Source organism: Mariniphaga anaerophila, assembly GCF_900129025.1.
Lineage (GTDB): Bacteria > Bacteroidota > Bacteroidia > Bacteroidales > Prolixibacteraceae > Mariniphaga > Mariniphaga anaerophila.
The window spans coordinates 1-25,539 of sequence record NZ_FQUM01000007.1 but is presented as its reverse complement, the minus strand read 5'-3'; the positions used below and the strand labels follow the sequence as shown (position 1 = coordinate 25,539).

The following is a 25,539-nucleotide window of genomic DNA, read 5'->3' as shown; positions in this document are numbered from 1 at the left end:
TACAACCTCTATTTAATAAGGTCTGAATTGCGATTATTTAACTTCAACTTCGGCTCCTGCTTCTTCCAACTGACTTTTAAGCGATTCTGCTTCATCCTTGGAAATTTTTTCTTTAATTGCTTTCGGAGCTTCATCAACCACTGCTTTGGCTTCTTTCAGACCAAGACCGGTCAATTCTTTTACGAGTTTAACTACTGCCAGTTTAGACTGACCAGCAGCCTTCAGAATTACGTCGAATTCAGTCTGTTCTGCTGCGGCTTCGCCTTCTGCGCCACCTGCAGCCGGACCTGCTACTGCTACTGCAGCTGCGGCTGGTTCAATACCGTATTCTTCTTTAAGAATTCCAGCTAATTCGTTAACCTCTTTAACAGTTAAGTTTACCAACTCTTCTGCAAGCTGTTTTAAATCTGCCATTTCTATTTGTTTTTATTAAAGATTTCTAAAAAAAATTATTCTCTCTCTTTCAGTGTTTCAAGAACACCGTGTATTGTATTACCACCTGATTGCAATTGTGAGAGTAATGTTTGCATTGGTGATTGTAACAAGGCAACAACATCGCCAATAAGTTCGTTTTTCGATTTCACTGCAATTAGCGCATCGAGCTGGTTTTCGCCCATGTAAACTGATTCTTCAACATAAGCAGCCTTCAATACTGGCTTTTTATATTTTTTGCTGAAGTCTTTAATCAGTTTTGCAGGAACGTTACCAGTTTCTGTAAACATTATTGATGTATTTCCCTTGAGTGCATCGTAAAGCTCTTCGGCGTTCTTGGAAGAACCTTCAAGTGCTTTACGCAGAAGGGTGTTTTTCGCAACAACCAGTTTTACGTCTTGCTTAAAACATAGTCTTCTTAAACTACTGGTATCTTCAGCATTTAAACCACTAATGTCAGTAAGGTAAAAATGGCTGTACGAATCAATCTGATCCTTTAGGTTATCTATAATAACTTTCTTTTCTGTACTTTTCATTTCTACTCTGTTTTGTCAGCAACTGACTTTAGTTCAACTTTAATACCAGGGCTCATGGTACTGGACAGATAAATGCTCTTTACATATGTACCTTTTGCGGCTATTGGCTTTAATTTTAGAATTGTTTTCATGAACTCAACAGCGTTATCCCTTATCTTTTCTGGAGTAAAGGATACCTTACCTATTGAAGTATGAACGATCCCAAATTTGTCAACCTTAAAATCAATTTTACCCTGTTTAACTTCGCTCACTGCTTTTCCCACTTCCATGGTAACAGTGCCGCTTTTTGGGTTTGGCATTAAACCACGGGGACCTAATATACGTCCTAACTGGCCAACTTTCCCCATTACTGGAGGCATGGTAATTATTACGTCAATGTCAGTCCAACCGCCTTTGATTTTGTCGATATATTCATCTAAACCTACATAATCCGCTCCGGCTGCTTTGGCTTCTTCTTCCCTATCGGGAGTAACCAATGCGAGCACACGAATCTCTTTTCCTGTTCCATGGGGTAAAGAAACTACGCCTCTAACCATCTGGTTAGCTTTTCTCGGGTCAACTCCTAACCTCACATCAATATCAATTGAAGCATCGAACTTGGTATAAGTAACTTCTTTTACCAGTTGAGCTGCTTCATCAATTGAGTAAGCTTTTCCTTTTTCGAGTTTACCAAGAGAAGCTTTTTTATTTTTCGTAATTCTGCCCATCTTAAAAGATTTAATTTTTGTTATTTGAATGGTGAAGCACCTTTTACAGTGATTCCCATACTTCTGGCAGTTCCAGCTACCATTCTCATCGCCGATTCAACAGTAAAGCAATTCAGGTCAACCATTTTGCCTTCAGCTATCTGTTTTACCTGATCCCAGGAGATAGCGGCTACTTTGCTGACATGTGGTTCTGCTGAACCTTTCTTTACTTTTGCTGCTTCGAGCAACTGAACGGCTACGGGAGGTTGTTTAATAATGAAGTCAAACGACTTGTCGCCGTAAACAGTTATAATTACCGGCAATACTTTACCTGCTTGGTCTTGAGTACGCGCATTAAACTGTTTGCAGAACTGCATTATATTAACTCCCTTGGCACCTAATGCTGGTCCCACCGGCGGTGACGGGTTTGCCGCCCCACCTTTGATTTGTAATTTAATTAATCCAGCAACTTCTTTCGCCATAATAAAATAATAAAGCGTTACTATTCCTTTTCAACCTGCATGAAGCTAAGTTCCAAAGGCGTTTTACGTCCAAAAATCTTCACCATTACCTGCAGCTTCTTCTTCTCTTCATTGATTGCCTCAATGGTTCCGTTAAAGCCGTTAAATGGTCCGTCGATCACTTTCACGGTTTCTCCAACCACGAATGGGTTGTTCAATTCCTCATCAGTTTCAGCAAGTTCATCCACCCTTCCCAAAATTCTATTGACTTCATTTTGCCTCATTGGTACAGGATCCCCACCTTTGGTGTCGCCAAGAAATCCAATAATGTTCGGCACATTCCTAAGAATATGTGCTACCTCTCCTACCAACGTTGCTTCAATGAGCACATAGCCTGGGAAAAAGTTTCGTTCCTTACTGATTTTTTTACCGTTTCGGATTTGATATACCTTTTCCGTAGGTATTAAAACCTGTTCAACAAAACCCTTCAGATCTCCAACTGCGATTTCGTTTTCGATATATTCTTTCGCTTTCTTCTCCTTACCTCCTATAGCTCGAAGAACATACCATTTTTTTGTATTGTCGCTCATTTTCTGACCCAAGGATTTCAATTAATAAAATAATCCATAAATAAAACTCATTATGTTTCTGAATGACAGATCCATAACGAAGATTAAGAGTGATATAATAAAGGAAGCAACCATTACAACCAATGCACTGCTTTGCAGTTCTTTCCAGGTAGGCCATGTTACCTTATGAATAAGTTCATCGTAAGCCTCCTGCAAATAGATTTTTAACTTCATTTCAACTGTGGTTATTTTCGAACGGAAGGTAAGAATCGAACTTACACAAAAACAAAACTCCCTGGATGAGTTTCTTCCGTAAACAGTTCCGGGCCAATGGCCCGGAACTTATTTATATAAGATTGTAATAGACTAACTCAAAATTTCAGTAACCTGACCTGCACCTACGGTACGACCACCTTCACGGATTGCAAAACGCAAACCAATGTTAAGTGCAACAGGGTAAATCAAATCCACTTCAATTGTTACGTTATCACCAGGCATAACCATTTCGCGACCTTCAGGTAATTGAATTTCGCCGGTTACATCAAGTGTACGTACGTAGAATTGAGGACGATATTTATTGTGGAACGGAGTATGACGACCACCTTCTTCTTTTTTCAATACGTAAACCTCAGCTTTAAATTTAGTATGAGGAGTAATTGAACCTGGTTTCGCAAGAATCTGTCCACGTTTGATTTCTTTTTTATCAACACCACGAAGCAACAAACCTACGTTATCACCTGCCTGACCTTCGTCGAGGATTTTACGGAACATTTCAACACCTGTACAAACAGTTTTACGTCCTTCAGCTCCCAAACCAATCAACTGCAATTCATCACCAGTATGAACGATACCGGTTTCAATACGTCCGGTAGCAACTGTTCCACGTCCTGTAATAGAGAATACGTCTTCAACAGGCATCAGGAATGGTTTGTCAACTTCACGGGGAGGCAGCGGAATCCAAGTATCAACTGCATCCATCAGTTCCATAATTTTATCTTCCCATTGTGGTTCGCCATTCAATGCACCCAATGCAGAACCTTTGATAACAGGAGTATTGTCACCGTCGAAGTCATAGAAATCGAGCAATTCACGAATTTCCATTTCAACCAGTTCCAACAACTCTTCGTCGTCAACCATGTCTACTTTGTTCATAAAAACAACAAGCCTAGGAACGTTTACCTGACGAGCCAAAAGAATATGCTCACGTGTTTGTGGCATAGGACCATCAGTTGCCGCTACTACGATAATTGCACCGTCCATCTGGGCAGCACCAGTAACCATGTTCTTAACATAGTCGGCGTGACCGGGACAGTCAACGTGAGCATAGTGACGTTTTTCAGTCTGATACTCTACGTGAGAAGTATTAATTGTAATACCCCTTTCTTTTTCTTCAGGTGCATTATCAATTGAATCAAATGATTTAATTTCAGAAAGGCCTCTCTTGGCCAATACAGTTGTGATAGCAGCTGTCAGGGTAGTTTTACCATGGTCAACGTGGCCAATTGTACCAATATTGACGTGGTCTTTGTCCCTTACAAATGTTTGTTTAGCCATAACTCCAAATTTTTAATTATTATCTAAATTCATTGAGCCGAAGACGAGAATTGAACTCGTGACCTCATCCTTACCAAGGATGCGCTCTACCCCTGAGCTACTCCGGCCATTAACACACAAAGAGACAAGAGTTAAAAGCTTCTGCTTAAAACTCTGGTCTCGTTTTTGAGCGGGAGACGGGATTCAAACCCGCGACCCTTAGCTTGGAAGGCTAATGCTCTATCGACTGAGCTACTCCCGCAATATATTGCACGTAAAATGCGATGCAAAATTACAAAATTTTATCAGAACTGAAGACAAGCTCAAAGCCTTTCTTTCTTATTTAGCAGAAAATTCACAACAAAATGACTCTTCTACTCATTCACCTAAATCTGCTGCAACAGCAATAAACTAGGTGAAAGTACTTTAATTTCAACAGTTTCTGGAACGCCCCTAAAAAGGGTGTGCAAATGTAAAAATATTATTTTAAAAATCTAGGATTTGATGATCAATTTTTAGATTTTTATTTACTCTTGAGTTTATCTTTAAATTTTACGAGTTGTCTGCGCAGTGCATCGATGGCTAAATCAGTTGCTTCTTCAAATGTATCGGCTTCTTTCTTTGCAAATAGATAGTCGTTGCCGGGGATGGAAACCTTAATTTCTGAAACTTTGTTTTTCGCTGCTTCAGGCCTTAATACTTTCAATGTTACTTCAGCATTAATAATACCATCAAAAAAGGTATCAAGCTTATTCACTTTCTTATTAACGAAATCCACCAGCTTCTTGTCTGCGGTGAAATGAACTGAATTAATTGTAATTTCCATAGTAACACTTTTTAATAGTTAACCCCTTGGGTGGGCTTGTTTATAAACACGTTGCAATTTCTCAAATGTTGTGTGCGTATATATCTGAGTTGCGGACAAATTTGAATGCCCCAACAACTCTTTAACCGCATTCAGGTCTGCTCCCCGGTTTAATAAGTGGGTAGCATACGAGTGCCTCAAAACATGAGGGCTTTTCTTTTCCAGCGAAGTTACCTGTTCCAGATATTTTTTCACAACCCTGTATGTTAATTTTTCGTAAACCGGCTTTCCTTTTTCTGTTACGAGCAAAACATCCGGACTGTTTCCAACTTCTCTGTTTCTAATTTCGATATACTGCTGCAATAGCTGATTTATGTTTTTGGGATAAGGAATTACTCTTTCTTTTTGCCGCTTGCCCAACACCTTTATTAAACAACCGGCGGTATCGAAATCACGTTCCTTAAGGTTCAACAGTTCTGCAAGCCTTATTCCGGTACCATATAATAAGGTAATTATTAATTTATCCCTTACTCCCCTAAAATCATTCGAAAAAAATCCGTCGTCAAGCAAATGAATCAAACTATTTTCCTCGACAAAACCGGGTAGTTTTTTTCTGATTTTAGGCAGCGGTATATTCAATGCCGGGTTGTTATCAACAACCTCATTCTTCATCAAAAACCGAAAAAAGGCTTTTAGGGTTGAAATTTTCCGATTTACTGATTGTGGCATGTAATGCTCTTCCATCAGTTCGATAACCCAGCCCCTCACCAACTTTGCATCTACCCTTTTAACATCAAATTCCCCGATCATTTCTGTGCAATATAGCACGAATTGATCGAGGTCTTTTCTGTATGCTGTCACAGTATGCGAAGAGTCTCTCTTCTCATACCTCAAATAATTAACAAACGATTCCTGATAGTTCATTCATCTTCCTGCTAACACCAGGAACCAAATTACATCAGTCTTCCTGGCGCTGTAATTGTTCAATGTAAATGGCCTTTTTTACTTCTTCCCTTCTTCTGATTGAAGGTTTTGTAAACTTCTGACGATCACGCAATTCCTTAACTACGCCAGTTTTTTCAAACTTCCGTTTGAATCTTTTTAAAGCCCTTTCTATATTTTCGCCTTCTTTTACCGGAATAACAATCATTTTGATACCGTATTTTAAATTGAGGCGCAAATTTAGAAATTATTCACAGCAAATCAAATTTAAAGGAAAAAAATAATTATTCCTACCTGTAACAAACCTTTTAATCAATTTTAACGGCAGGTTAAATAGGGGACTAACGCCTTAAAAGAAGCAGTATCCAGCAGGTTTTCAGAGAGTAGATATTCAACCGAGCGAAAAGGTCCGTTCTCGTCACGATAATTTAATATTGCTTCAACCTGCTCCTTTCTCAAATAAGGATGACGAAGGAGCTCTGAATAGTCTGCAAAATTCAACCGCAACTTTTTTACTTGTAGTGAATCAGCAACAATGTTTCCTTTTATTGAATGAAACGTTTCTTCGGGGAAACCGTAAACCTCGAGCAATTGGTGCTTGTCGTAAAATCCGCCAAGTAGATTTCGGTACTTAATTATACGGCCGGAAAAAACAGCTCCAATTCCCCTCAGTTTTTGCAGCTCGGTAGCGTCGGCAGTATTAATATCAACTACGAACAGAGCTGGTTCTTCAACGTCTTCTTCTGAAACTTGAACAGGTTTCTCGTCGATCTCAATGTAATTTTTCAGGGAGTTAAAAAAGGCCGAATCAATTCCATAAATCTTCAGCAAATCATTTGCTTCGGAAAAAGTGCCGCCGCTTTTTCTGTATTTAATCAGATTAGAAATCTGAAACGAGTTGAATCCAAGATTTAGCAATTCGTCTGCGCCCGCAGTGTTTGGGTCAAAATGCCTAAAAGCACGTTCTCCTTTACTTTTGGAGTGTACGTTGGGCTCTGCTGTTATTTCAGAAGGAATATCAATATACTTTTCTATTGCGGCATAAATGCTGTCATTCATCCCGTATATTTTGCGAACAGCTGCTGCATTCTTAAAACTTCCCCCGGCTGCCCGATAACTCAGCATATTCTTTTTGACAAACGCCGGCAAATCCAATGAGTCAAACTTTTGGGCAGAGACCGTATTCGGATTAAAATGAAACAAGCTTTTAAACCCTAACGTATTTTCAGACTCCGCATCCCATTTTTCAAAAACCGCAATAATTTCTGCAGAGGCAGAGTCTGGCTTTGGTTCGATGTATTTAAGAACCAAATTTCCAGAAATAAAAAAGAGAATAATTGCACAGAGCGCCAAAATTGCCCGGCGGTCTTTTTTCGAAAAGCTAAAATACTCTCTTAGTATTTGTCTGAAGGGTTCTGTCATTTTGCTGCATTTTTGGGTACCGAAATAACAAGCTTTAATATAAAGCTTTACATCCAAAAATGCAACTCTACTCTTTTGTACTGAAACAGATTCAGACTGGAGACCAAAAAATCCGTCTCAACTTTCGGATTAAGAAAAATTGATCAGCCCCACTCCCTGCAGGAAAATAAAAGCGATTGCCAACGGGGCAAGAAATTTCACAACAAACATAAAAAACGGGATATACCTCACCTTCAATTCGCCATTGTTTGACAACTCTTCTTTTGCCTTATCGCGCCCGAGAAACCATGCTACAAAAATTACGATAAAAAACCCGCCGAGGGGTAGCAAAATATTTGCAGAGGTGAAGTTCATCAACCCGAAGACAGTAAATCCAAACAATTTTGCATCTGCCAGCGAACTGGTCGACAGCACACATAAAACCCCTAAAATTGAAACCGAAGAAGTAGCAAGCCAGGTAGCAGCTTTTCGTTTTAGCCCCAACTCTTCGGAAAAAAAAGCGACAATTACTTCCAGCACCGAAATGGTTGATGTTAATGCCGCAACCCCCAGTAAGATGAAAAACATCAACGAGAAATAATAACCTCCCGGCATCTGCTGAAAAATATTGGGAAGTGTAATATAAACCAGTCCTTCGCCGGAGCCGGGTTCAATATTGAACGCGAAAACCGCAGGAAAAATGGCAAGCCCGGCAAGCACTGCAATAAAAGTATCGGCAAAAGCAACCGAAACCGAAGTCATCCCTAGGTTGTCGCTTTTTTTAATATAGGATGCGTAAGTAATAAGCGTTCCCATCCCGATACTCAACGAAAAAAAAGCCTGTCCCAGCGCCTCTAGAACAGTAGAAGGAGTAATTTTACTAAAATCGGGCTTAAACAAAAACGAAATTCCTTTTTCTGCACCGGGCAAAGTAACCGATCGTACTACCAAAACGAGCAGCAGCACGAGCAACATAGGCATCAGAATTTTCGTGTACTTCTCGATTCCCTTTTGAACGCCTGCCATAATAATAGCAGCGGTTAGTCCCATAAAAACAAAGAACCAAAGCAACGGCCGCCAGGGACTTCCGATAAACGAAAAATACATCTCGTTTAACTCCTGCGAACTAAGTCCGTCGAAACCATTAATTATCGATTGAAAAATATATTCAAGTGTCCAGCCGGCAACAGCTGTGTAAAAGGCCAGAATCATAAAAGCCGCGCCAACCCCCATTAAACCGATCAGATACCAATGCTTGCCTGGAGCCAGCATTCGGAACGACCGAAAAACGTTTCGCTGAGCACTGCGTCCTATCGCAAATTCGGACAACATAACAGGAATGCCGATTACAAGGATGAATCCCAGATAAATAATTAGAAAAGCTCCTCCTCCATTTTCTCCTGCCACATAAGGGAAGCGCCAGATATTTCCAAGACCGATTGCAGAACCTGCCGTAGCAGCGATTACCCCAAACCTTGAACCAAAGGAATCACGTTCAGTGTTATGTCCAGACATAAATTACGCGGTATTAAATTGTTTGCAAATGCTCCTTTTTCGTTTCAAACTCTCGCTAAAACCGGGCTAAAAATGCAAAAAATATCCAACATTAAGGAAAAATTGGATGAAAACTAAAAATTCTAGAATGGATAGCCGATAGCAAACGAAATATTAAAATCGTCGCCGGTATATTTTCGATGACCAATAATCCAACCATTATCAGCTTCCTGGGAAGGGTCGCGCAGTTTCATTCCCAAGTCAAGCCGGAAAATAAAGTAATTAAAATCGAACCTGAATCCAGTTCCTGTGCCAAGCGCAAGTTGCTTGTAAAACTCATTCAGCTTAAACTGTGCACCCGGACGATTATCTTTTTCGTTAATTGCCCAAATGTTACCTGCGTCAAAAAACAGGGCGCCTTCTAAAAAGCTCATCAATTTAAACCGGTACTCCAAATTGGCTTCCAGTTTAATGTCAGACGACTGGTTGGGATATTCATTTTCGGGCGCCTTGTATGTTCCGGGGCCCAACGCGCGAACCTGCCAAGCCCTAATTCCGTTAGCGCCTCCGGTAAAGTACTTTTTCTCGAAAGGCAAAACATCGAAATTTCCGTATGGCAGCCCGGCCCCAAAAAAAGCCCTTCCTACTATTGCATTGTATTTATCGATAATGTATCCGTAACGGAATTCCAAATCAGACTTTATATACTGCGCAAATCGCGTTTTAAAAAGCGTATAAAATTCCGAAGTTCCGGGCCCGGACGAATCGACCACCTGCGTTTGCTTACGGTCTAATGTTTCCGAAAGCAAATAGAGTAAATTCCCGGCAGACTCTACGTTGAACCGCAAATAAAAGTAATTCTGAAATGTTCCCAGTTTGTGAGTGTTGTGCACAAAAGAATAGTTCATCGCAAAAATAAGGTGATCGGTAAAACTGCTTTTTATATACAAATCTTTTATCATTTCGATAAAGCTTGGATCGAACTGATACAGGGTGACCATGTTAAAATCAAGAAGATTCCAGGTGTGTTTGCGGTATTCCGAAGTCATCCAGTCGTACCCAAACTTTAAACTCGAAATTGTACGGGTGTATTCGGGCCGGCGCTGGTAATTGTACCCCACTGTGAAAATTGTTTTGGGAAGCAAATTCCAAAATGCATCGACCAGCTTTCTGGTTCCCAAAATTTTTGGGATTGTAAGGCTCATTTCCGAACCAAGCTCGCGCGTATTAAAATATTCTGTTACATTTTTATTTGTTCGCTGTTGACGTTCAATGGCGCCTTTCAGGTTCAACTGCAACACTTCGGCACCCCGAAACATGTTGCGGTGCTGAAAATTCACATTGCCGGCCATCCCCAGGTTCCCCGAAGTGTTTGTTCCTTCAACATCAAAAGAAACAGCCTGTTTGCTCAGAGGAGCCAACCGAATGTGGCAATCGAGCAAATTTGTGTCTACCGGCATTTCCGGCTCACTAAACTGAATATCAATAAACCGGAATTGCCGCAACCGGTTGAATGCATCGAAAGTATGGCGGGCATCGTCGAGCCGATAGAGCGAGCCGTTTTTCATTTGAAGCATACTGTCAAAAAGCCTGGGCCGGTACCTTATTTCAGGGTTGGAAAAAAGTGTATGGTTTTCCCAACGAATGGTATCGGAAAATTGCCAAAACCTGCTCGACTCAGCAGAAACCGGCACAGACCCCGGTAACACCGAAATATAAAAATGATTCAGAGAATACGGCTCAAATTTCTTTTCAGAACTTTGTTCGGGCGAACTGCCGATATAGAGGTCGAGCACAACTTCTTTTTCGTACAAACTACTGTCTGCCAAATAACTTACTTCGTCTTTAGAAAAGTAATAATACCCCTCATTTTTAAACAGATTGACAATTTTTGACCGTTGCTGCTCCAGCAGGCTGAAATCGAACGGTGTACCCGGCCGGATAAAAGCTTTTGCTGAATCATTAAAAAACAGCACTTTGAGCGTAGAATCGCTGATGTGGTAATTTACCTTTCTGATTTTATATTGCTCTCCCGTTTCAACTTTATACCTGACATTTGCTTTCCTCCGATTTTCGTTCACCATCACATCGGTATTCACATTGGCTCTGAAGAAACCTTTGTTTCCGAGGTATTGTTTCAAGCGAGCCTCCGATGCACCAACCAGCGACTCGTCAAAAACTTCAGGCGGTTCGCCTATTTTCTTCAGCCAACTGTTTGCTTTCTTTTTCGAAGACAAATTATACATCCACAAATAAAACTTGGCAAAACCCAGAATTTTGTAGTTCTCTTTCTGCCTGATTTGCAGTTTTGCTTCTTCTTTGTTAATTGTAGAATTATCAACCTCAACCTCTACTTTATTCAATAAATACCTGTCCTCGGGAACAAACTTCACTGGCGAACAGGAAAATAAAAAGGCTGCAAGTGCAACAACAGTCAGTTTCCGGTAGTTAATCAAGTATTTAATTGCTCTTCTAATCAATGCCACATTTTTAATTTCAACAAAAATAATGAAGTGTTTTAGATGGAAACAGTAAATTTGAAACATTTATTATTCAGAATACAACCATTTTAATGATTGGAAAAAATAAGATAAAGCAGATAAAATCGCTTACCCAGAAAAAGTTCAGGCTAAAGGAGGAAAGTTTCCTGGTGGAGGGAGACAAAAATATCCGGGAAGTGCTAAAATCGCATTTTCGGGTAAAGGAGTTATTTGCCACCGCTGAGTTCATTTCGGAAAACAAAAGTCTTTTGCCCAAGGCAGAAAAAGTAACCGAAACCAGTGCTGCCGAAATAAAAAAAGCAAGCTTGTTAAAACAGCCACAAAACTGCCTTGCTGTTTGCGAGCTTCCGCACCAAACAACGCTTCCGCAGAATCTTGATGGCTTTTGCTTTTTCTTAGACGGGGTGCAGGACCCGGGAAATTTGGGGACGATAATCAGAACCTGCGACTGGTTTGGGGTAAAATACCTGTTTTGTTCTCCGGATACTGCCGATGTGTTTAACCCCAAAGTAATTCAGGCAACAATGGGGTCGTTCACAAGGGTTAAAGTAATTTACACACCGTTCGATGCCCTTGCTCTACTTGCAAACGAACAGCAACTGCCGGTTTTCGGTACGTTTCTGGAAGGAGAGAACATTTACAGTACACCCCTGCCAGGCAACGCAATAATTATTTTAGGAAACGAGGGAAAAGGAATTAGAGAGGAAGTAGCCAAACACGTAACATTTAAATTAAACATTCCTTCGTTCGGACAGGGAAAAGAGAAAGCCGAGTCACTAAATGTGGCTGTAACATCAGGAATTATTTGCAGCGAATTTTCGCGGAATAAGGCTCTTTATTCGAAGTGAAAACTAAGGGTAAAAATATTCGACCGTAACTCTTTTATTGCTTGCGAATAGTACTGCCGCTGACTTACGCCCGGAGGATCTCCAAGAATATTATTCAGCCCGAGACTCATTTTTGCTTCTACCGAAAACCGGAAAAACGCAAAATAATGATCCCAGCCGGCTCCTATTTCTGCATAAAAACCACCGTTTTTCAATCGTACCAAATCCTCTTTCCCAGTCCGGCTGATATCCTGTCTGTAAGCAGGTCCGAAAACGATGTAAGGCCGGTCGTTATTAATTCGGCGAGCTTTGTATTTCAGCAACAGCGGAAAATCCAAAAAGGTAGATTTAATCGAATAGTATTGTAAAGGCTGATAACTGTCTTTTTCCCAAACAGGAATATTGTAAAATAGCTGACGCTCCCCGAACGAAAGCCCTGGAAGAAAGCGCAAATCCAGATCTTTTGTCAGTCGCAGGCTCGAAATTATCCCCACGGTAAAACCCGGAATAAGTTGCGAAACATCTGCCCGAACGTAGTCTCCTACGGCAATCTGTTTCTTGTCCAACGGCCAGGTGGTTGGAGAAAACTCCGGATTAGTTCCAATGGGATTATAATGTGTCACTCCAAAATCAAGTGTATTAATGCCCAGCGAAAAACCAAAATGAATGAGTTTATCATCAAAAGTGGTCATGTGATTAACTTTCTGCTTTTGAGAAAAAGCCTGAAAAGAAATAAGGACAATCAATATGATCAAAAAATTCTTTTTCACCTGATTTCGTTCAATTCATAAAACAAACAAATAAAGCGATTTTTTATTGTTTTCTTTCCTAAATTTTAGGTTTTTGCGCTTCATAAATGGTGGCAATTCCCATGGTTTGGGGCACCCATTTACATTTTTCGAAACCTGTTTTTTCCAAAATGCGGGCAAAGTCTTCTCCGCACGGAAACTCCCGCACCGATTCGGGAAGATAAGTGTACGCCCTTTCGTCTTTCGAAACAAATCTGCCTAACCACGGCAGCACTTTCAAAAAATAGAAAAAGTACAAACTCCGAAAAACTTTATTACGTGGCAACGAAAACTCCAGCACAATAAATACACCTCCGGGCTGAAGCACCCTGTATATCTCTGCCAGTCCTTTTTCGAGATTCTCAAAGTTCCGGACACCAAAACCAACTGTTGCAGCGTCAAACGACTCGCTGTCAAAAGGAAGCGCTTCTGAATCTGCTTTTTGCAGTTCAATCATGTACGACAATCCTTTCTTCTTCACCTTCTGACGGCCAATTTTCAGCATCCCCTCCGAAAGATCAATCCCTGTAATTTTTTTCGGATTCAACTTTTTTGCTGCCACGGCAAAATCCGCAGTTCCGGTGGCAATATCCAAAATTGTTTCGGGTTGATGCGGGCGCAACATTTTAATAGCCCTTCCACGCCAAATTTTATCAATGTTTACAGAAAGAAGGTGATTTAGCAAATCATACCGGTGTGAGATTTGGTCAAACATTTCCTCAACCTGTACTTTTTTGCTCAGGTTGGAATTTTTATAGGGAACAGCTGCCATAAAAGCGAATAAATTATGAGGGTGCGACTACACGCCCGGGGTCATTTTATCGATGTATCCTAACGAATTGTCGTCGATTCTTAATTCCCCTTTAGTTATGTGCCCCAGCGTAAAAAACGGGATATTCTTTCCGGTCATGAAATCCACAAAATCGTCCTCTTTTTCCGACTCTACCTCAAGCAAAATTCGGCCCATTGCTTCTCCAAAAAGAAAAGAATCCATTCGTGTTTCCGCATCGGTGGTAATATCAAAGCCAAGTCCGTTGGGAATGGCGGCACGCAGAAGCGTAAAAAACAAACCTCCTTTACCGACCGGACTGGCGCTTTGCAACAAGCCCAGTTTATGCAACTCGCGCATGGCCGCCTGAATTCTAAGTTCATCTTCCATGTTAAAAGCCGGCAGCGGAGAGTCTGAAATGCCGTGGTAAAACTCGAGGTACTCGGACGAACCAATATCTTCTACCGAACGGCCAATCAAAAATATATTTCCTCCTTTTTGTTTAAATGCGTGAGTCGTAAGCTTTTCTTTGTCTTCAACCACGCCCACCATGCTTATTATGATTGTAGGCGGAACCGGCCCATGCCCGGAAAAATGGTCAAAACGTATTTTCTTATCAGAAACTTTCAGGTTAAATTTTTCTGCAGCATTCTCCAGCCCTTTTTTCGCTCCCGATGCAATGTACTGCCCGTTTGGATCGGCAAAATCAATATGATATAAAAAAGCGCTCACTGCAGTTGGCTGCGCACCCAGACAAAGCATTTTGCGAGCCGCCCTGGCAATTAGAATTTCGGTGGCTTTTTGCGGGTCGTTTTCAAGATGATGATGAAACGCATGAGTGCTCATGGCCAAACTCGTGCCGGTGCTATCAATATCAAACAAACCAATCTCGTCGTTGTCCCCGTCTCCGATAGATTCGGGAGAAATCCCGGCTTCACTAAAATCATTAAAATAATTAATGCTCGACAAATTGGGGTTAACCATGAGTGAATAAATAATATTCTCAATATCTGTTGGTTCAGGAATTGAGTCTAAAGTAAATTCCTCTTTTTGCTGCATCGCTTCTTTCATATTTACATGGTTTTTCTGGTAATTAAAGCCAAAGCAAAGGTAATTAAGTAAGTGATTTATCCATAAGATTAGCTATTTTTTTTAATTTCGGCGGAACTACAAAAAGTCGTAATACAATGAAAAAAACAGCATTAATTACCGGCGCAACATCCGGCATTGGCGAAGCCACTTCAACTCTGCTGGCTCAGAACAATTTCAATCTGATAATTACCGGAAGGAGAAACGAAAGGCTGAACGCCCTGAAAGAAAAAATTGAAAATGAAACCGATAGCAAAGTACATGTTTTGAACTTTGACATCAGGAACCAGCAAGAGACAGAAAAAGCGATTCAAAGCTTGCCGGAAGAATGGCAAACGGTTGATGTTTTAATTAACAACGCAGGGCTTGCTGCCGGACTAAGCGGAATCGACAACGGAAACGTTGATGACTGGGAACGCATGATTGACACAAACATTAAAGGATTGCTGTACATTTCGCGTCTGGTTTCTGCCCGGATGATTGAAAAAGGAGAAGGCCACATTGTAAATATTTCGTCGATTGCCGGAAGAGAAACGTACCCCATGGGAAATGTTTACTGTGCGACAAAGCATGCGGTGCAGGCAATTACCAAAGGAATGCGGCTGGACTTTCTGAAACACGGCATTAAAGTTTCTTCGGTTTCACCAGGAGCTGTAGAAACTGAGTTTTCGCTGGTGCGGTTTGCCGGCGACAGCGAACGTGCAAATAAAGTTTACGAAGGAATTACACCACTTGCGGCAAAGGATATCGCAGACACCATTCTGTTTGTGGTTACCCGCCCGAAACACGTCAACATTGACGACATTTTGGTGATGCCTACCGATCAGGCGTTTTCGAGAGATTTCAATCGAAAAGCGTAAGCCGTTTCAAGAAAGATCGGGCAAAAATCAAATTATTCGGAAGGACAGCCTAACTTTGCAATCATGAATAAATTGAAATGACAGAAGCAATTGTAATAACTCCGGTAAAGGACTCCCCGACAACCACAATAGAAACCATTGATGCAATTTGCCAGTCGGACTACAACATTGAGTATTATGTGTACAATGATTTTAGCCAGAAGGAAACCAGGCAGATGCTGGTTGAAGCGCAACAACAGTTGAACTTCAACCTGATTCACCTGGAGGACATTACCAACACGCCTTCGCCCAACTATAAGCTGGTGCTTGAAATGGCACAAACCATGGCCATCGAAAAACGAAAACCGCTGATTATTGTAGAGTCGGACGTTGTTGTAAAGCCAGATACGCTGAGGCAGCTAATTCAGTTGGTTAACACGAAAAAAGATGCCGGCATGGTGGGCGCAATTACCGTTGACAAACAAGGGAACTACAATTTTCCGTATACTTTTGAGAAAACCAAAAGCGATAAAACAATCGAGACTTCACATAGCCTGAGTTTTTGCTGCACGTGCATTTCTCTGCAGTTTCTGGAAAAATTCAGTTTTAAAGAATTATCGGCAAACAAAGACTGGTTTGATGTAACAATCAGCCGGCAATCGAAAAAGGCAGGATATATAAATTACCTGGCAAAAGGAATAGAAGTGCTTCACCTGCCCCACTCCAGCAGGCCGTGGAAAAATTTAAAATACACTAACCCGCTGCTTTATTACTACAGGAAACTAATACACAAACGTGACCGAATCTGATGCCGAATACCAAACGAAATAAACTTATCAAACCGGCAATTCATATTGGGTTCTGGTTTGTGAGTATGCTCCTGACCCTGTTGTTGTTTTACTACAACGAAAACAGGGTTCATTTCGATTTGGTTATTCTTTCAAAAGCATTCATAACAAACGTAGGCTTTGCATTGGCTGTTTACGTCAACCTTTGGGTACTGATTCCGAAATTTCTAAAACGAAAGAATTACATTTTTTACGTTTTCTGGTTGATTGTATTGCTCTCTTTCTCGAGCCTGTTTATCCATTTCCTGTTAATATTCCCGCTTCGAAATATTCTGGACGTGGGAATCAGGTTTAGTTCATTTGATGTGAACCTGCACGCCGCCTTTTTTTCGGCGACACTTATCTACGTGGTAACTACATCATTTCTTAAGTTTATTAAGGATTGGCTGACCATGCAGGATTTAAACCTGAAGCTCGCGAAAATTGAACAACAAAAACTGGAAGCTGAGCTAAAAACATTGAAAGGACAGCTCAATCCACACTTTCTTTTTAACTCCCTGAATAATATTTACTCTCTTGCACTAACAAATTCAGAAAAAGTGCCGGGGCTACTATTACAACTGGCCGATTTAATGCGCCACATTATTTACGAATCGAGGGCGAATTTTATTGAACTTGACAAGGAAATCGAGTTTGTTAATAACTTCATAGCGCTTCAGAAAATACGTGCTGCCGATGATGTCGACATTCAGATTACCACGCTCGGCGCCATACCAAACGGAAAAATCGCCCCCCTGATTTTTGAACCGTTTATTGATAATGCCTTCAAACATGGACTACCCGGAACAGAGGGCAACGATTTTATAAAAATCAATTTCGATTTTAAGTCGGATAACTGGATAACGTTCAGTATTAAGAACAACTACGAACCTGTCCCCAACAAAAACAACAGGAACAGTGGAATAGGGCTTGAGAACGTAAAACAACGACTGAAGCATTTATATGCTTCGTCCGACTACCAGCTCAATATCGAACATCAAAACCGGATACATTCGGTAAAGCTTCATTTAAAACTGAAATAAAATGGAAATAAAAGCTTTAGTTGTGGATGACGAACCTCTGGCTCAGAACGTGATTGAACAATACGCAAAGAAATTGCCAAATTTACAAGTAGAAGCAAAATGCAACGACGCAATTTGTGCGCACCAGGTGTTGCAAAATCAACAAATCGACCTGATTTTTTTAGACATTAACATGCCTAAACTTTCAGGTATTTCATTTCTGAAAAATCTAAAAAATGCTCCACTTGTAATATTTACAACGGCTTACTCAGAATACGCGCTGGAAGGGTTTGAACTGGACGCGGTTGATTACCTGAAAAAACCATTTGGGTTCGAACGGTTCTGCAAAGCTTTTTATAAAGCAGAAGAGCTGCTCCGCTTAAAAAATCTGGAAAAAGGGACAGCGCTAACGAAAGCTGATTCACCTGACTTCATTTTTATTAAATCGAATAAAAAAACATACAAAGTCAATTTTGCTGAAATTTGCTTCATCGAAGGTCTGGGCGATTACATCCAGATACACCTTACTTCCCAAAAAATAGTGGCTAACCTTTCCATGAAGAAAATAGTTGAGATGCTACCCGCCGACAAGTTTTACCGAATTCACAAATCATTCATTATTTCTCTGGATAATATTGAGCTCATTGAAGGGAATTCGGTTGTTGTAAACAAAAAACGACTGCCGATAGGAAGCAGCTACCGTCAGGAATTTATGGAATTCATTAGCGAAAACATGTAATCAAAAGGAAAAACCCTGCTCCTTAATCGTCTGCAACATCTTTGCAGAAAAAAATTCGTTATCAGACTTTTTGTACCTAATATCTGTAAAAACCTGCGCTAACGTCTCTTTCCCATTTTCAAGAACAAACTGCTTCATCGATTCGAGGTTTTCTTTGTACGCATACAGCTCGTCAATTTCAGCCTCGTTAAAATCGTGGTAAGTTTCGTTATGCAGTATTCCCTTCAGCGGAATTCTGTCTGTCAATTCGGGCTTTTCTGCCGGATACCCTATCGCAACAGTAGTTACCGGGAAAGTCAGCTTAGGAAGCTTTAAAACATCAATAATCTCTTTAGCATTGTAAGTTGTTGTTCCCAGGTAACAAATACCTAAGCCGTAATTTTCAGCAGCAATACAGGCATTTTGTGCTACAAGCAAAGCATCTATTGCCGCAGAAAAAAAGGAATGAAAATTGGAATATCCGGGCTCAGCCGAATTCTGCGTGCACCATTTAGAAAACCGATTAAAATCGGCAACAAACGTAAGCAATACAGGAGCTTCTAACGCCACCTTTTGATTAAAGTGGAGCGGAGCCAGCCTTTGCCTATTTTCTTTATCCTGTGTAGCCACAACGCTGTACAGCTGCATATTACCGGTTGTAGAAGCACGACTCCCTGAATAAACAATACTTTCAAGAATTTTGGGATCTACCGCTCGATCTTCAAATTTACGGATACTTGCGTGTTGATTTAATAATTCCATGATAATCTATTTTCAAAAGTAACTGAAAGCAAAACTAACCAAAACTCGTGGTCTGGAAAAACTCTTAAGACTACTTCTACTCGAAAAAAAAGCATAAAAAAAGGGGAAAGCTGTGGCTTCCCCCCTTTTTTAATCAATCAATTCGGTATTACCTTTTAACAATCCTAACTGATTTGGCCCTCACGCCGTCTTCAGTATATAAACTGATTACGTAAACGCCGCTAACCAGATTAGCAGTACGGATCTCACGATTTGGATGTTCGATGTCCATTACTTGCTGACCAGCAATGTTGTTAATAACAACTCTGGCCACTTTTTCATTATTATCAATGAAAATCCTTTCGTTAAACGGATTCGGGTAAACACTGAATTCAACAGCTCCATCAGGAACAATTGGAGACGGTGTCAGACCGAGGTCAACGATATCAGATTCCATTCTTGGTTCCATTTTGAATTCTTCCATACGGGTATTAACAATACCTGTAACGTTGTAGTATGTACCTTCGGCAGGAACAAATACATAAAGCCAATCATTAACAACAACGTCGTCTGTAGCTTCGTAGTAAATTGTCCATTCGCCGTTAGCTTCGTTTGCTGCGGTAGCACGGCCACCAGCTACTTTAACGAGTACACTTTCGTACATTTCGTTTTCAACATCGGTTGGAGCATCAACTTCAACAGCTTCAACAACAATCGGTGCATCAACCATTTCAACAGAAGAAGCAGAGATAGTAGTAACAGAAGATACTTCACCAACTGTACCTGCAACTGCAACACCGTCGCCGATGGCCAGGTCTGCTGCATTAGCATATGCAACCCAAACACCGCTCCACGCAGCATTAGCATCCTGCATGAAGAAACCTTCACCTTCTACAACTCCGGTAACAGTACCAGTAACAGTGATAACTTCATCAATCCATTCAGATTCTGAACCAGTTCCCTGTACTTCAGCAATTGTCAACGGTCTTGGAACTTCAACAACTGTTACTTCCAATGTTCTTTCACAGTCGCCGAACATATATGTATATACGTAAGGATCTTCACTAGCAGTCAACATTTCGTCAACTCCGGCTTCTTCATCAACGAAATGAGTTTCGTATCCACCGATGAACGCTTCAGCATCAACCTGACGTGTTACATATTCGCCTACAACTTCAGGGTTAAAATCTACGGCACACATATGTGAATCCATAGCTTTCAGCATGTGCTGTCCGCGTGGCAATGTAATAGTCATTCCATTACTCCATCCGCTAACTAAAGTATCAGCAGCTGTAAGCATATAAGGCCCAACACCGCCAGAAACAGTTACAGTGTATGTTTCACTGCATTCAGTGCTTTCAGTAAGGACAAAGTCTGCAGCAACTTCACTTTGAATTGCGTCGATAGTTAAAGTATCCATTCCAGATACACAACCTTCGCTATCCATAACATAAACTGCATAGTGTCTGTCTAACAGTTCTTCGTTATCGAAATGGAAAACATCGTCAACGATAAGAGTCATTACGTCTTCACCGGCGAATGCAACAGGATATGCAGTATAAGTATCTACCTGTTCGTATTCTTTGTAATAAAGAGTCAGTGTGCGTCCTTCTGTTGCAGTAGCAGTAAAGCCTACTTTTGCAAACTCAGTACCTGCACATGCCAGATTTTGCCAAGTGAATTCTACCTTTTCAGGAGTTTCAAGATATTCTTCATCTGAAGCTTCGCAACCGTTTCCGTCTCTAACCTGTACGGTGAAAGTATTTCCAACTTCAACAATAAAAGAGCTGGCTACAGCCTGCCATGGAGTATGAACAACACCATTTTTCAATAACTGATATTCGTATGTTCCTGCTCCTGTTCCGCCGTTAGCAACAGCTTCGATAACTGCATCAACTGAACCGTAGCAAGATGTTCCGTCTACGATTTCGAGGCTTACAGTAACCTGTTCAGGTTGAGTAATAACAATTTCGTCAATTTCAGAGATACAATCATTGTCATCTGTAACAGTAACAGAGAATCCAGCCGCATCACTTGCAGGGATACCTGCCAAAATATAGAAACCTTCTACAGACTCAATATCCATGAATGTCATATCAACATCTTCACCGGCAGCATCAGTACCCCAAACGTGTGCGTTGTATGTACCAGAACCACCAGAAATGTTGGTCAAATAGATTTTACCATCTGATTCGCCGAAGCAAGTAGGTTCTTGGAAAATAACGCCGCCTTCACCAGCAAGGAAATCCCATTCGATTGCATCAGGCTGTTTAACTTTAACACGCCATTTGTTAACAGGAACGCCATTTTCGTATTCACCGCCAACGATACATCCGTTTGCATCCATTACCCAGGTTACCCAGGTACCGGCGCCAACATTAAATTCATTGCTTTCCTGCCATTCTTCTGAATCTTCAGCAGGTGCTTCAGGAACAAGAACGTGACCGTCAGGTTCTACTGACAAACCAGCCCAGTATTTATAAGGAGCGGTACCGCCATCAGCGATAAGTACAAACTTACCATCGGTTCCGTCAAAGCAGGTAACGTCTGATACCCATTCCGGATCCAAAGTCAGGTAAGTAGCAGGTTCCTGAACTTCCCATGATTCAATTGTAACATATGGACTTTCTTTATCTCCAACTGTAGGAGCAAGAGTACAACCGTTTGCATCTTCAATGTAAACTGTATAGTGAGAATGTGCAAGGTCAGCAAAAGTATGTGTAAAATCTTCTCCTGTATAAACTGTTTCGTCGTAAGCATTACCTGTTACACGAACAAGATATCCGTCATCATCTCCATCTTCGTCAACAAACGGAGTTCCGCCACTCAAAACAGTTACAGTTAATGAACCATCGGCTCCGTCTTTACAACTTACGTCTTCTACTACAACGTCGTAAGTTATTGGATCGGGAGAACCGATTACAAACGGAATAGCATATTCACAGTTCAAGTCTTGCAAAGTATCAACAGAATCGTAATTAAAGAAATCAGCTACATATAATGTATGCTCACCTGCGGCTAAGCCACCAAAGGTTGTAGAAGAACTCCAAGAGCCGTCATCTACTTTAAATCCGTAGAAAGTGTAATCTTCCCAACCGCCTGTTCCTTCAACATTAATTATTCCATTAGGAGTTCCGTAGCAAGTAGCGTCTATATTATCAAGGAAATTAACACCTAATGCTTCTGGCTGACGAATGGTTACGGTAGTTGGCCCAGCCATACATCCATTGGCATCTTTAATGTAAACATCAAATGTACCTACTTCTGTTGCAATGTGAGTTTTAACAGTTAAGTCATCGCCAAGCGCATCTTTTCCAAACGGAATCCATGAATTGGTATTATTTATTGCGTAACTGTATCCGGGAGTACCACCTGTAACTGTAACAGTAATTAAACCATCGTTAGTTCCTTCACACCTCATGTGCTGGAACTCAGTTGCAAATTCTAATTCATCAGGTTCTACCAATTCAATATCGTCTTCAGTTGTGTAAGACGGGCACTCTTCCGAATCTTCAACCATTACAGCGTAAGTACCAGCAGGCAAATTAGAGAATTCACCAGTTGCCTGATCAGTATAATCTTCCAAGGCAACCCATTCGTCGGCAACCCACTGTAAAAGAGTGAACATATAAGAACCAGCGCCACCAGATACTGCGCTCATTGGCACAGTAATAGAACCGTTTTCTCCTTCAAAGCAAAGAGGATCTGTTGTTGTAATCTGATCTTCATCAACCAACAATTCTTTGTAACCTTCAACTTCGATTGGGCCGTACCATTTTTCGTCGCAATCTTCGTCACGAACTGCAATCCAATATGTTCCACCATCAACATTAAAACTTACAGTGCTCAATGCCGGGTCATAATCTACATCATTATATGTTTCAAAATCCAACCAAAGATTGTCTGCAATATTTCCGAGAGCAGCTTCATTATTTACAACAGCATACTCAAGCATTGTTCCTTCAGGAACATTTCCACCTGTTGCGTGAACAGTGATAGTACCTTCAAATGTATTGAAGCACGATGCAGCTGTAGTATAAACAACGTCAATCAACAATTCAGGATTTTCAGTTACTTCTACTTCAACGCGATTTGATTCACATGTATATTGATCAACAACCCAAACAATGTATGTTCCTGCGTTAAACTTAGTAACATTAGCTGCAGCAACGATATTGGACGGGCCAAATGAACTAACCTGACCAGCTTCGTTTTCAACAAAGTACTGAACTCCGCGCAAAGGATCGATTCCATCCAAACCATCAGCCCAGCTGGTGAAGTTTACAGAAATTGTTCCTTCTTTATCACCAAAACAAGCGATGTTGCTATCAGAAACTGCATCTATTACATTTTCTTCCATAGTAACTTCCTGTGAAATCTCTTGTTCAATTTCACAATTGTTGGCATCCTTTACTGTAATGGTGTGAGTTCCAACTCCCACGCGAATAATGGCAAGACCATCTGTATTTTCTTTCCAGGAACTTCCATTAATTGAATAATAGTATGGTTCTGTGCCCCCTGAAATGTTCAGGTAAATATTACCATCATTTCCTTCGATACAAGTAGGTGCAAAAACATCTGAAACTGAAGCAGTCAATTCTAGCGGATTTTCAACATCGTCAGCATCAAAATCCTGAGGAACAGGACAAGCATCTCCTTCTGTATTCTGTACAGTAACAGTCAATGCATCATAAGGATATGCCCAAACGAAGGTGTTTACTTCATCTTCAGTAGAAGCAACACCATTAAACAGAATTTCATAACTTCCAGTTCCACCAGTTATGTTAACAACTTCAACCATTGCATCACCGTCGGCACATAAAGGATCTGTAACTTCAACTTTAAACTGAATATTATCAGGTGACATCACAGCAATGACGTTTCCTGTCAAATTCGGGTTTTCGTATTCTTTAACACAGCCAGCTGCGTCAGTAATAGTCAGGCTGTAATAAGTAGGGTTAAGATCACTAAAAGTAATCCCGGCAGTTGGAATACCACCCAAGCCAGTTTCAATTCCGGTTCCGGATTCTACAATGGCTACATAGTATGGCGCAGTTCCTCCTACAATATTTGTAACAGCTATTTGCCCGTCAGGAGTACCACCACAGGATGTATCTGTAATCTCCATATCGAATGTTATAGCATCCGGTTCTGTTATTTCAACATCTGTGTCGATTTCAACAACACAACCATTGCTATTTTTTACAAATACAGAATAATCATCTGCAGAAAGATCTTCAAATGTATAGTCTCCGGCAGTTCCCCAAGTAGTTCCTCCGTCAATAGAAACCTGGTATACATCTACTGCTGCACTACCGTCTTCTAAAATTTCAACGTCAATTTCTCCATTATTGTCACCATTACAAGCAACATTTGTAACCGTAACAGTTCCGGTAATAACTGTATTTTCGTCTGTTATTGTAACTTCCTGCCAATAATCAACGTCGGCCAAATTAGCACAACCGTTAGCATCCTGAACTGCAACGTAATAAGTTCCGGGTTCCTGATTGAACTGGAAATTAGATTTTTCTACAGCGTCAGAACCGTCAGCATTTTCAGATATATAATAAGTATAAGGAGCAGTTCCTCCCATTGCACTGAAAACAACAGAACCTTTTGCTCCGTAGCATGTCGGGTTTTGTGTTTCAACAGTAAAAGATACTGGCTCAACTGTTTCCGGAACATTTACCGAAACAGGCAAAGAAATGCAACCGTTGGCGTCTTTTACGCGAACAGTAACAACGTCTCCTGCTTCAACATCATAATCAGGTGAAGTTGACCAAGCACCTGTCCAGTTTGTAGGATTAGGATCTTCATTAAACAGGTAATATGCTGCATCAGGTGCAGTTACAGACAAAGTAACATCGCCTCCGGCACAAGTTTCTGTAGTAACAACAGTTTCAATACCGGTCATTCCTACAGTAACCGTAAGAGAACCACCTACTGAAATATCTGTATTAACTAAATCCTGATCTCCAGGAATATCATACCAAAATTCGGTTGTGCCCCATGCCATATTACTACTAAAAGAAGTAGCAACATTAGCAGGAAAGCCCAAAACAGAAAAATGAAGAACAAGTACATCTGTTCTTACATTGTCTCCTATAGTGGTAGCATCATCCGACCAGGTAATATTAACAACTCCCGCAGCTTCGGAAACTGAAATTCCACTAGCAAGAGAAGCGTGAGCATCAGTAGCCCCTTCAAACTCAAAAACTTCGTCGTTGAATTCCAGGTTCAGATCGAACTCGCTTAAATTAATAAAATCCCGTACTGAGATTGTTACCGTGTAATCGTTCGCCTCATCGTAACAATACGAGGCATTTCCTTCTGCAAAAAGCTCAACAGTCTCCTGTGTTTCCTGAGCATACCCGTGGGTCGCAAAGGCGGTAAGGAGTACCATTAAACTCAAGAACCAAGTAAATGATTTTCTCATAGCATTTCTTTTTTAATTGAACTTAATTTATTACTGATGCAATAAATTTTTTACTCTTAAAATAAACTAAGTTCATTGACATTTTGATTTTGATCGAGTAGGTCGTCAACTGGCTGTTCCAGC

23 protein-coding genes and 2 tRNA genes are annotated in these 25,539 nt (G+C 40.8%); 5 read left to right on the top strand and 20 right to left on the bottom strand.

What is annotated here, in order from left to right:
• Positions 1–33: 33 nt before the first annotated feature.
• The 15 genes from rplL to tamL form a co-directional block, all read right to left on the bottom strand.
• Positions 34–414, bottom strand: a complete 381-nt coding sequence (rplL, locus tag BUB08_RS14620) for a 50S ribosomal protein L7/L12 (protein WP_073002654.1) — start codon at positions 412–414, stop codon at positions 34–36.
• 35 nt (positions 415–449) lie between these two features.
• Entirely contained in the window at positions 450–968 is a 519-nt protein-coding gene (gene rplJ / locus BUB08_RS14615; RefSeq protein ID WP_073002653.1) for a 50S ribosomal protein L10, read from the bottom strand.
• Between the two features lie 2 nt (positions 969–970).
• A complete protein-coding gene (rplA, locus tag BUB08_RS14610) occupies positions 971–1,675 on the bottom strand; it encodes a 50S ribosomal protein L1 (protein ID WP_073002652.1) in 705 nt (234 codons plus the stop codon).
• A gap of 20 nt (positions 1,676–1,695) precedes the next feature.
• Positions 1,696–2,136, bottom strand: a complete 441-nt coding sequence (gene rplK / locus BUB08_RS14605) for a 50S ribosomal protein L11 (RefSeq protein ID WP_073002651.1) — start codon at positions 2,134–2,136, stop codon at positions 1,696–1,698.
• Positions 2,137–2,156: 20 nt separating this feature from the next.
• Complete coding sequence (gene nusG / locus BUB08_RS14600; RefSeq protein ID WP_073002813.1) at positions 2,157–2,705, bottom strand: transcription termination/antitermination protein NusG; 549 nt, start codon at positions 2,703–2,705, stop codon at positions 2,157–2,159.
• Between the two features lie 21 nt (positions 2,706–2,726).
• The gene (gene secE / locus BUB08_RS14595; RefSeq protein WP_073002650.1) at positions 2,727–2,918 is read right to left on the bottom strand and encodes a preprotein translocase subunit SecE; all 192 of its coding nucleotides are present in this window, start codon (positions 2,916–2,918) and stop codon (positions 2,727–2,729) included.
• A 132-nt stretch (positions 2,919–3,050) separates the two neighbouring features.
• Positions 3,051–4,238, bottom strand: coding sequence for an elongation factor Tu (gene tuf, locus BUB08_RS14590; protein WP_073002649.1), 1,188 nt, complete (start codon positions 4,236–4,238; stop codon positions 3,051–3,053).
• Between the two features lie 35 nt (positions 4,239–4,273).
• Positions 4,274–4,345, bottom strand: a tRNA-Thr gene (locus BUB08_RS14585).
• Between the two features lie 61 nt (positions 4,346–4,406).
• Positions 4,407–4,479, bottom strand: a tRNA-Gly gene (locus BUB08_RS14580).
• Positions 4,480–4,740: 261 nt separating this feature from the next.
• Complete coding sequence (hpf, locus tag BUB08_RS14575; protein ID WP_073002648.1) at positions 4,741–5,043, bottom strand: ribosome hibernation-promoting factor, HPF/YfiA family; 303 nt, start codon at positions 5,041–5,043, stop codon at positions 4,741–4,743.
• A gap of 18 nt (positions 5,044–5,061) precedes the next feature.
• Positions 5,062–5,946 carry a tyrosine-type recombinase/integrase gene (locus BUB08_RS14570; protein ID WP_073002647.1) on the bottom strand — a complete coding sequence of 295 codons (885 nt, stop codon included), beginning with the start codon at positions 5,944–5,946 and terminating at the stop codon, positions 5,062–5,064.
• Positions 5,947–5,980: 34 nt separating this feature from the next.
• The gene (rpsU, locus tag BUB08_RS14565) at positions 5,981–6,172 is read right to left on the bottom strand and encodes a 30S ribosomal protein S21 (RefSeq protein WP_073002646.1); all 192 of its coding nucleotides are present in this window, start codon (positions 6,170–6,172) and stop codon (positions 5,981–5,983) included.
• Positions 6,173–6,282: 110 nt separating this feature from the next.
• The gene (locus BUB08_RS14560) at positions 6,283–7,386 is read right to left on the bottom strand and encodes a helix-hairpin-helix domain-containing protein (RefSeq protein WP_073002645.1); all 1,104 of its coding nucleotides are present in this window, start codon (positions 7,384–7,386) and stop codon (positions 6,283–6,285) included.
• A gap of 129 nt (positions 7,387–7,515) precedes the next feature.
• On the bottom strand, positions 7,516–8,880 hold the full coding sequence (locus tag BUB08_RS14555; protein WP_073002644.1) for a sodium-dependent transporter: 1,365 nt from the start codon (positions 8,878–8,880) through the stop codon (positions 7,516–7,518).
• A gap of 122 nt (positions 8,881–9,002) precedes the next feature.
• On the bottom strand, positions 9,003–11,339 hold the full coding sequence (gene tamL / locus BUB08_RS14550) for a translocation and assembly module lipoprotein TamL (RefSeq protein ID WP_175550018.1): 2,337 nt from the start codon (positions 11,337–11,339) through the stop codon (positions 9,003–9,005).
• 92 nt (positions 11,340–11,431) lie between these two features.
• Here tamL and BUB08_RS14545 point away from each other — a divergent pair, with 92 nt between their 5' ends.
• On the top strand, positions 11,432–12,208 hold the full coding sequence (locus BUB08_RS14545; protein WP_175550017.1) for a TrmH family RNA methyltransferase: 777 nt from the start codon (positions 11,432–11,434) through the stop codon (positions 12,206–12,208).
• Here the strand turns inward: BUB08_RS14545 and porT are convergent.
• Genes porT through BUB08_RS14530 form a run of 3 tightly spaced genes read right to left on the bottom strand, consistent with a single transcriptional unit; the run spans position 12,196 to position 14,815 of the window.
• Positions 12,196–12,957 (bottom strand): type IX secretion/gliding motility protein PorT/SprT, encoded by a 762-nt coding sequence (porT, locus tag BUB08_RS14540; RefSeq protein WP_083570783.1) that lies wholly within the window; start codon positions 12,955–12,957, stop codon positions 12,196–12,198. The two genes, BUB08_RS14545 and porT, sit on opposite strands and share 13 nt — an antisense overlap.
• Before the next feature lie 58 nt (positions 12,958–13,015).
• Complete coding sequence (gene ubiE, locus BUB08_RS14535; RefSeq protein WP_073002641.1) at positions 13,016–13,747, bottom strand: bifunctional demethylmenaquinone methyltransferase/2-methoxy-6-polyprenyl-1,4-benzoquinol methylase UbiE; 732 nt, start codon at positions 13,745–13,747, stop codon at positions 13,016–13,018.
• Positions 13,748–13,774: 27 nt separating this feature from the next.
• Positions 13,775–14,815: an AIR synthase-related protein gene (locus tag BUB08_RS14530; protein ID WP_073002640.1), complete on the bottom strand. Its 1,041-nt coding sequence runs from the start codon at positions 14,813–14,815 to the stop codon at positions 13,775–13,777.
• Between the two features lie 116 nt (positions 14,816–14,931).
• Between BUB08_RS14530 and BUB08_RS14525 the strand changes: the two genes are divergently transcribed.
• The 4 genes from BUB08_RS14525 (at position 14,932) to BUB08_RS14510 (ending at position 18,260) form a co-directional block, all read left to right on the top strand.
• Positions 14,932–15,693 (top strand): SDR family NAD(P)-dependent oxidoreductase, encoded by a 762-nt coding sequence (locus BUB08_RS14525; protein ID WP_073002639.1) that lies wholly within the window; start codon positions 14,932–14,934, stop codon positions 15,691–15,693.
• Between the two features lie 77 nt (positions 15,694–15,770).
• Complete coding sequence (locus BUB08_RS14520) at positions 15,771–16,481, top strand: glycosyltransferase (RefSeq protein WP_073002638.1); 711 nt, start codon at positions 15,771–15,773, stop codon at positions 16,479–16,481.
• Positions 16,481–17,542: a sensor histidine kinase gene (locus tag BUB08_RS14515; protein WP_073002637.1), complete on the top strand. Its 1,062-nt coding sequence runs from the start codon at positions 16,481–16,483 to the stop codon at positions 17,540–17,542. The genes BUB08_RS14520 and BUB08_RS14515 overlap by 1 nt, the downstream gene beginning before the upstream one ends.
• Position 17,543: 1 nt before the next feature.
• Positions 17,544–18,260 carry a LytR/AlgR family response regulator transcription factor gene (locus BUB08_RS14510; protein WP_073002636.1) on the top strand — a complete coding sequence of 239 codons (717 nt, stop codon included), beginning with the start codon at positions 17,544–17,546 and terminating at the stop codon, positions 18,258–18,260.
• Here BUB08_RS14510 and BUB08_RS14505 read toward each other — a convergent pair whose 3' ends face one another.
• Both BUB08_RS14505 and BUB08_RS14500 read right to left on the bottom strand, forming a co-directional pair.
• Positions 18,261–19,001, bottom strand: coding sequence for a nitroreductase family protein (locus BUB08_RS14505; protein WP_073002635.1), 741 nt, complete (start codon positions 18,999–19,001; stop codon positions 18,261–18,263).
• Between the two features lie 148 nt (positions 19,002–19,149).
• The gene (locus tag BUB08_RS14500) at positions 19,150–25,416 is read right to left on the bottom strand and encodes a T9SS type A sorting domain-containing protein (RefSeq protein ID WP_083570782.1); all 6,267 of its coding nucleotides are present in this window, start codon (positions 25,414–25,416) and stop codon (positions 19,150–19,152) included.
• Between the last annotated feature and the right edge of the window lie 123 nt (positions 25,417–25,539).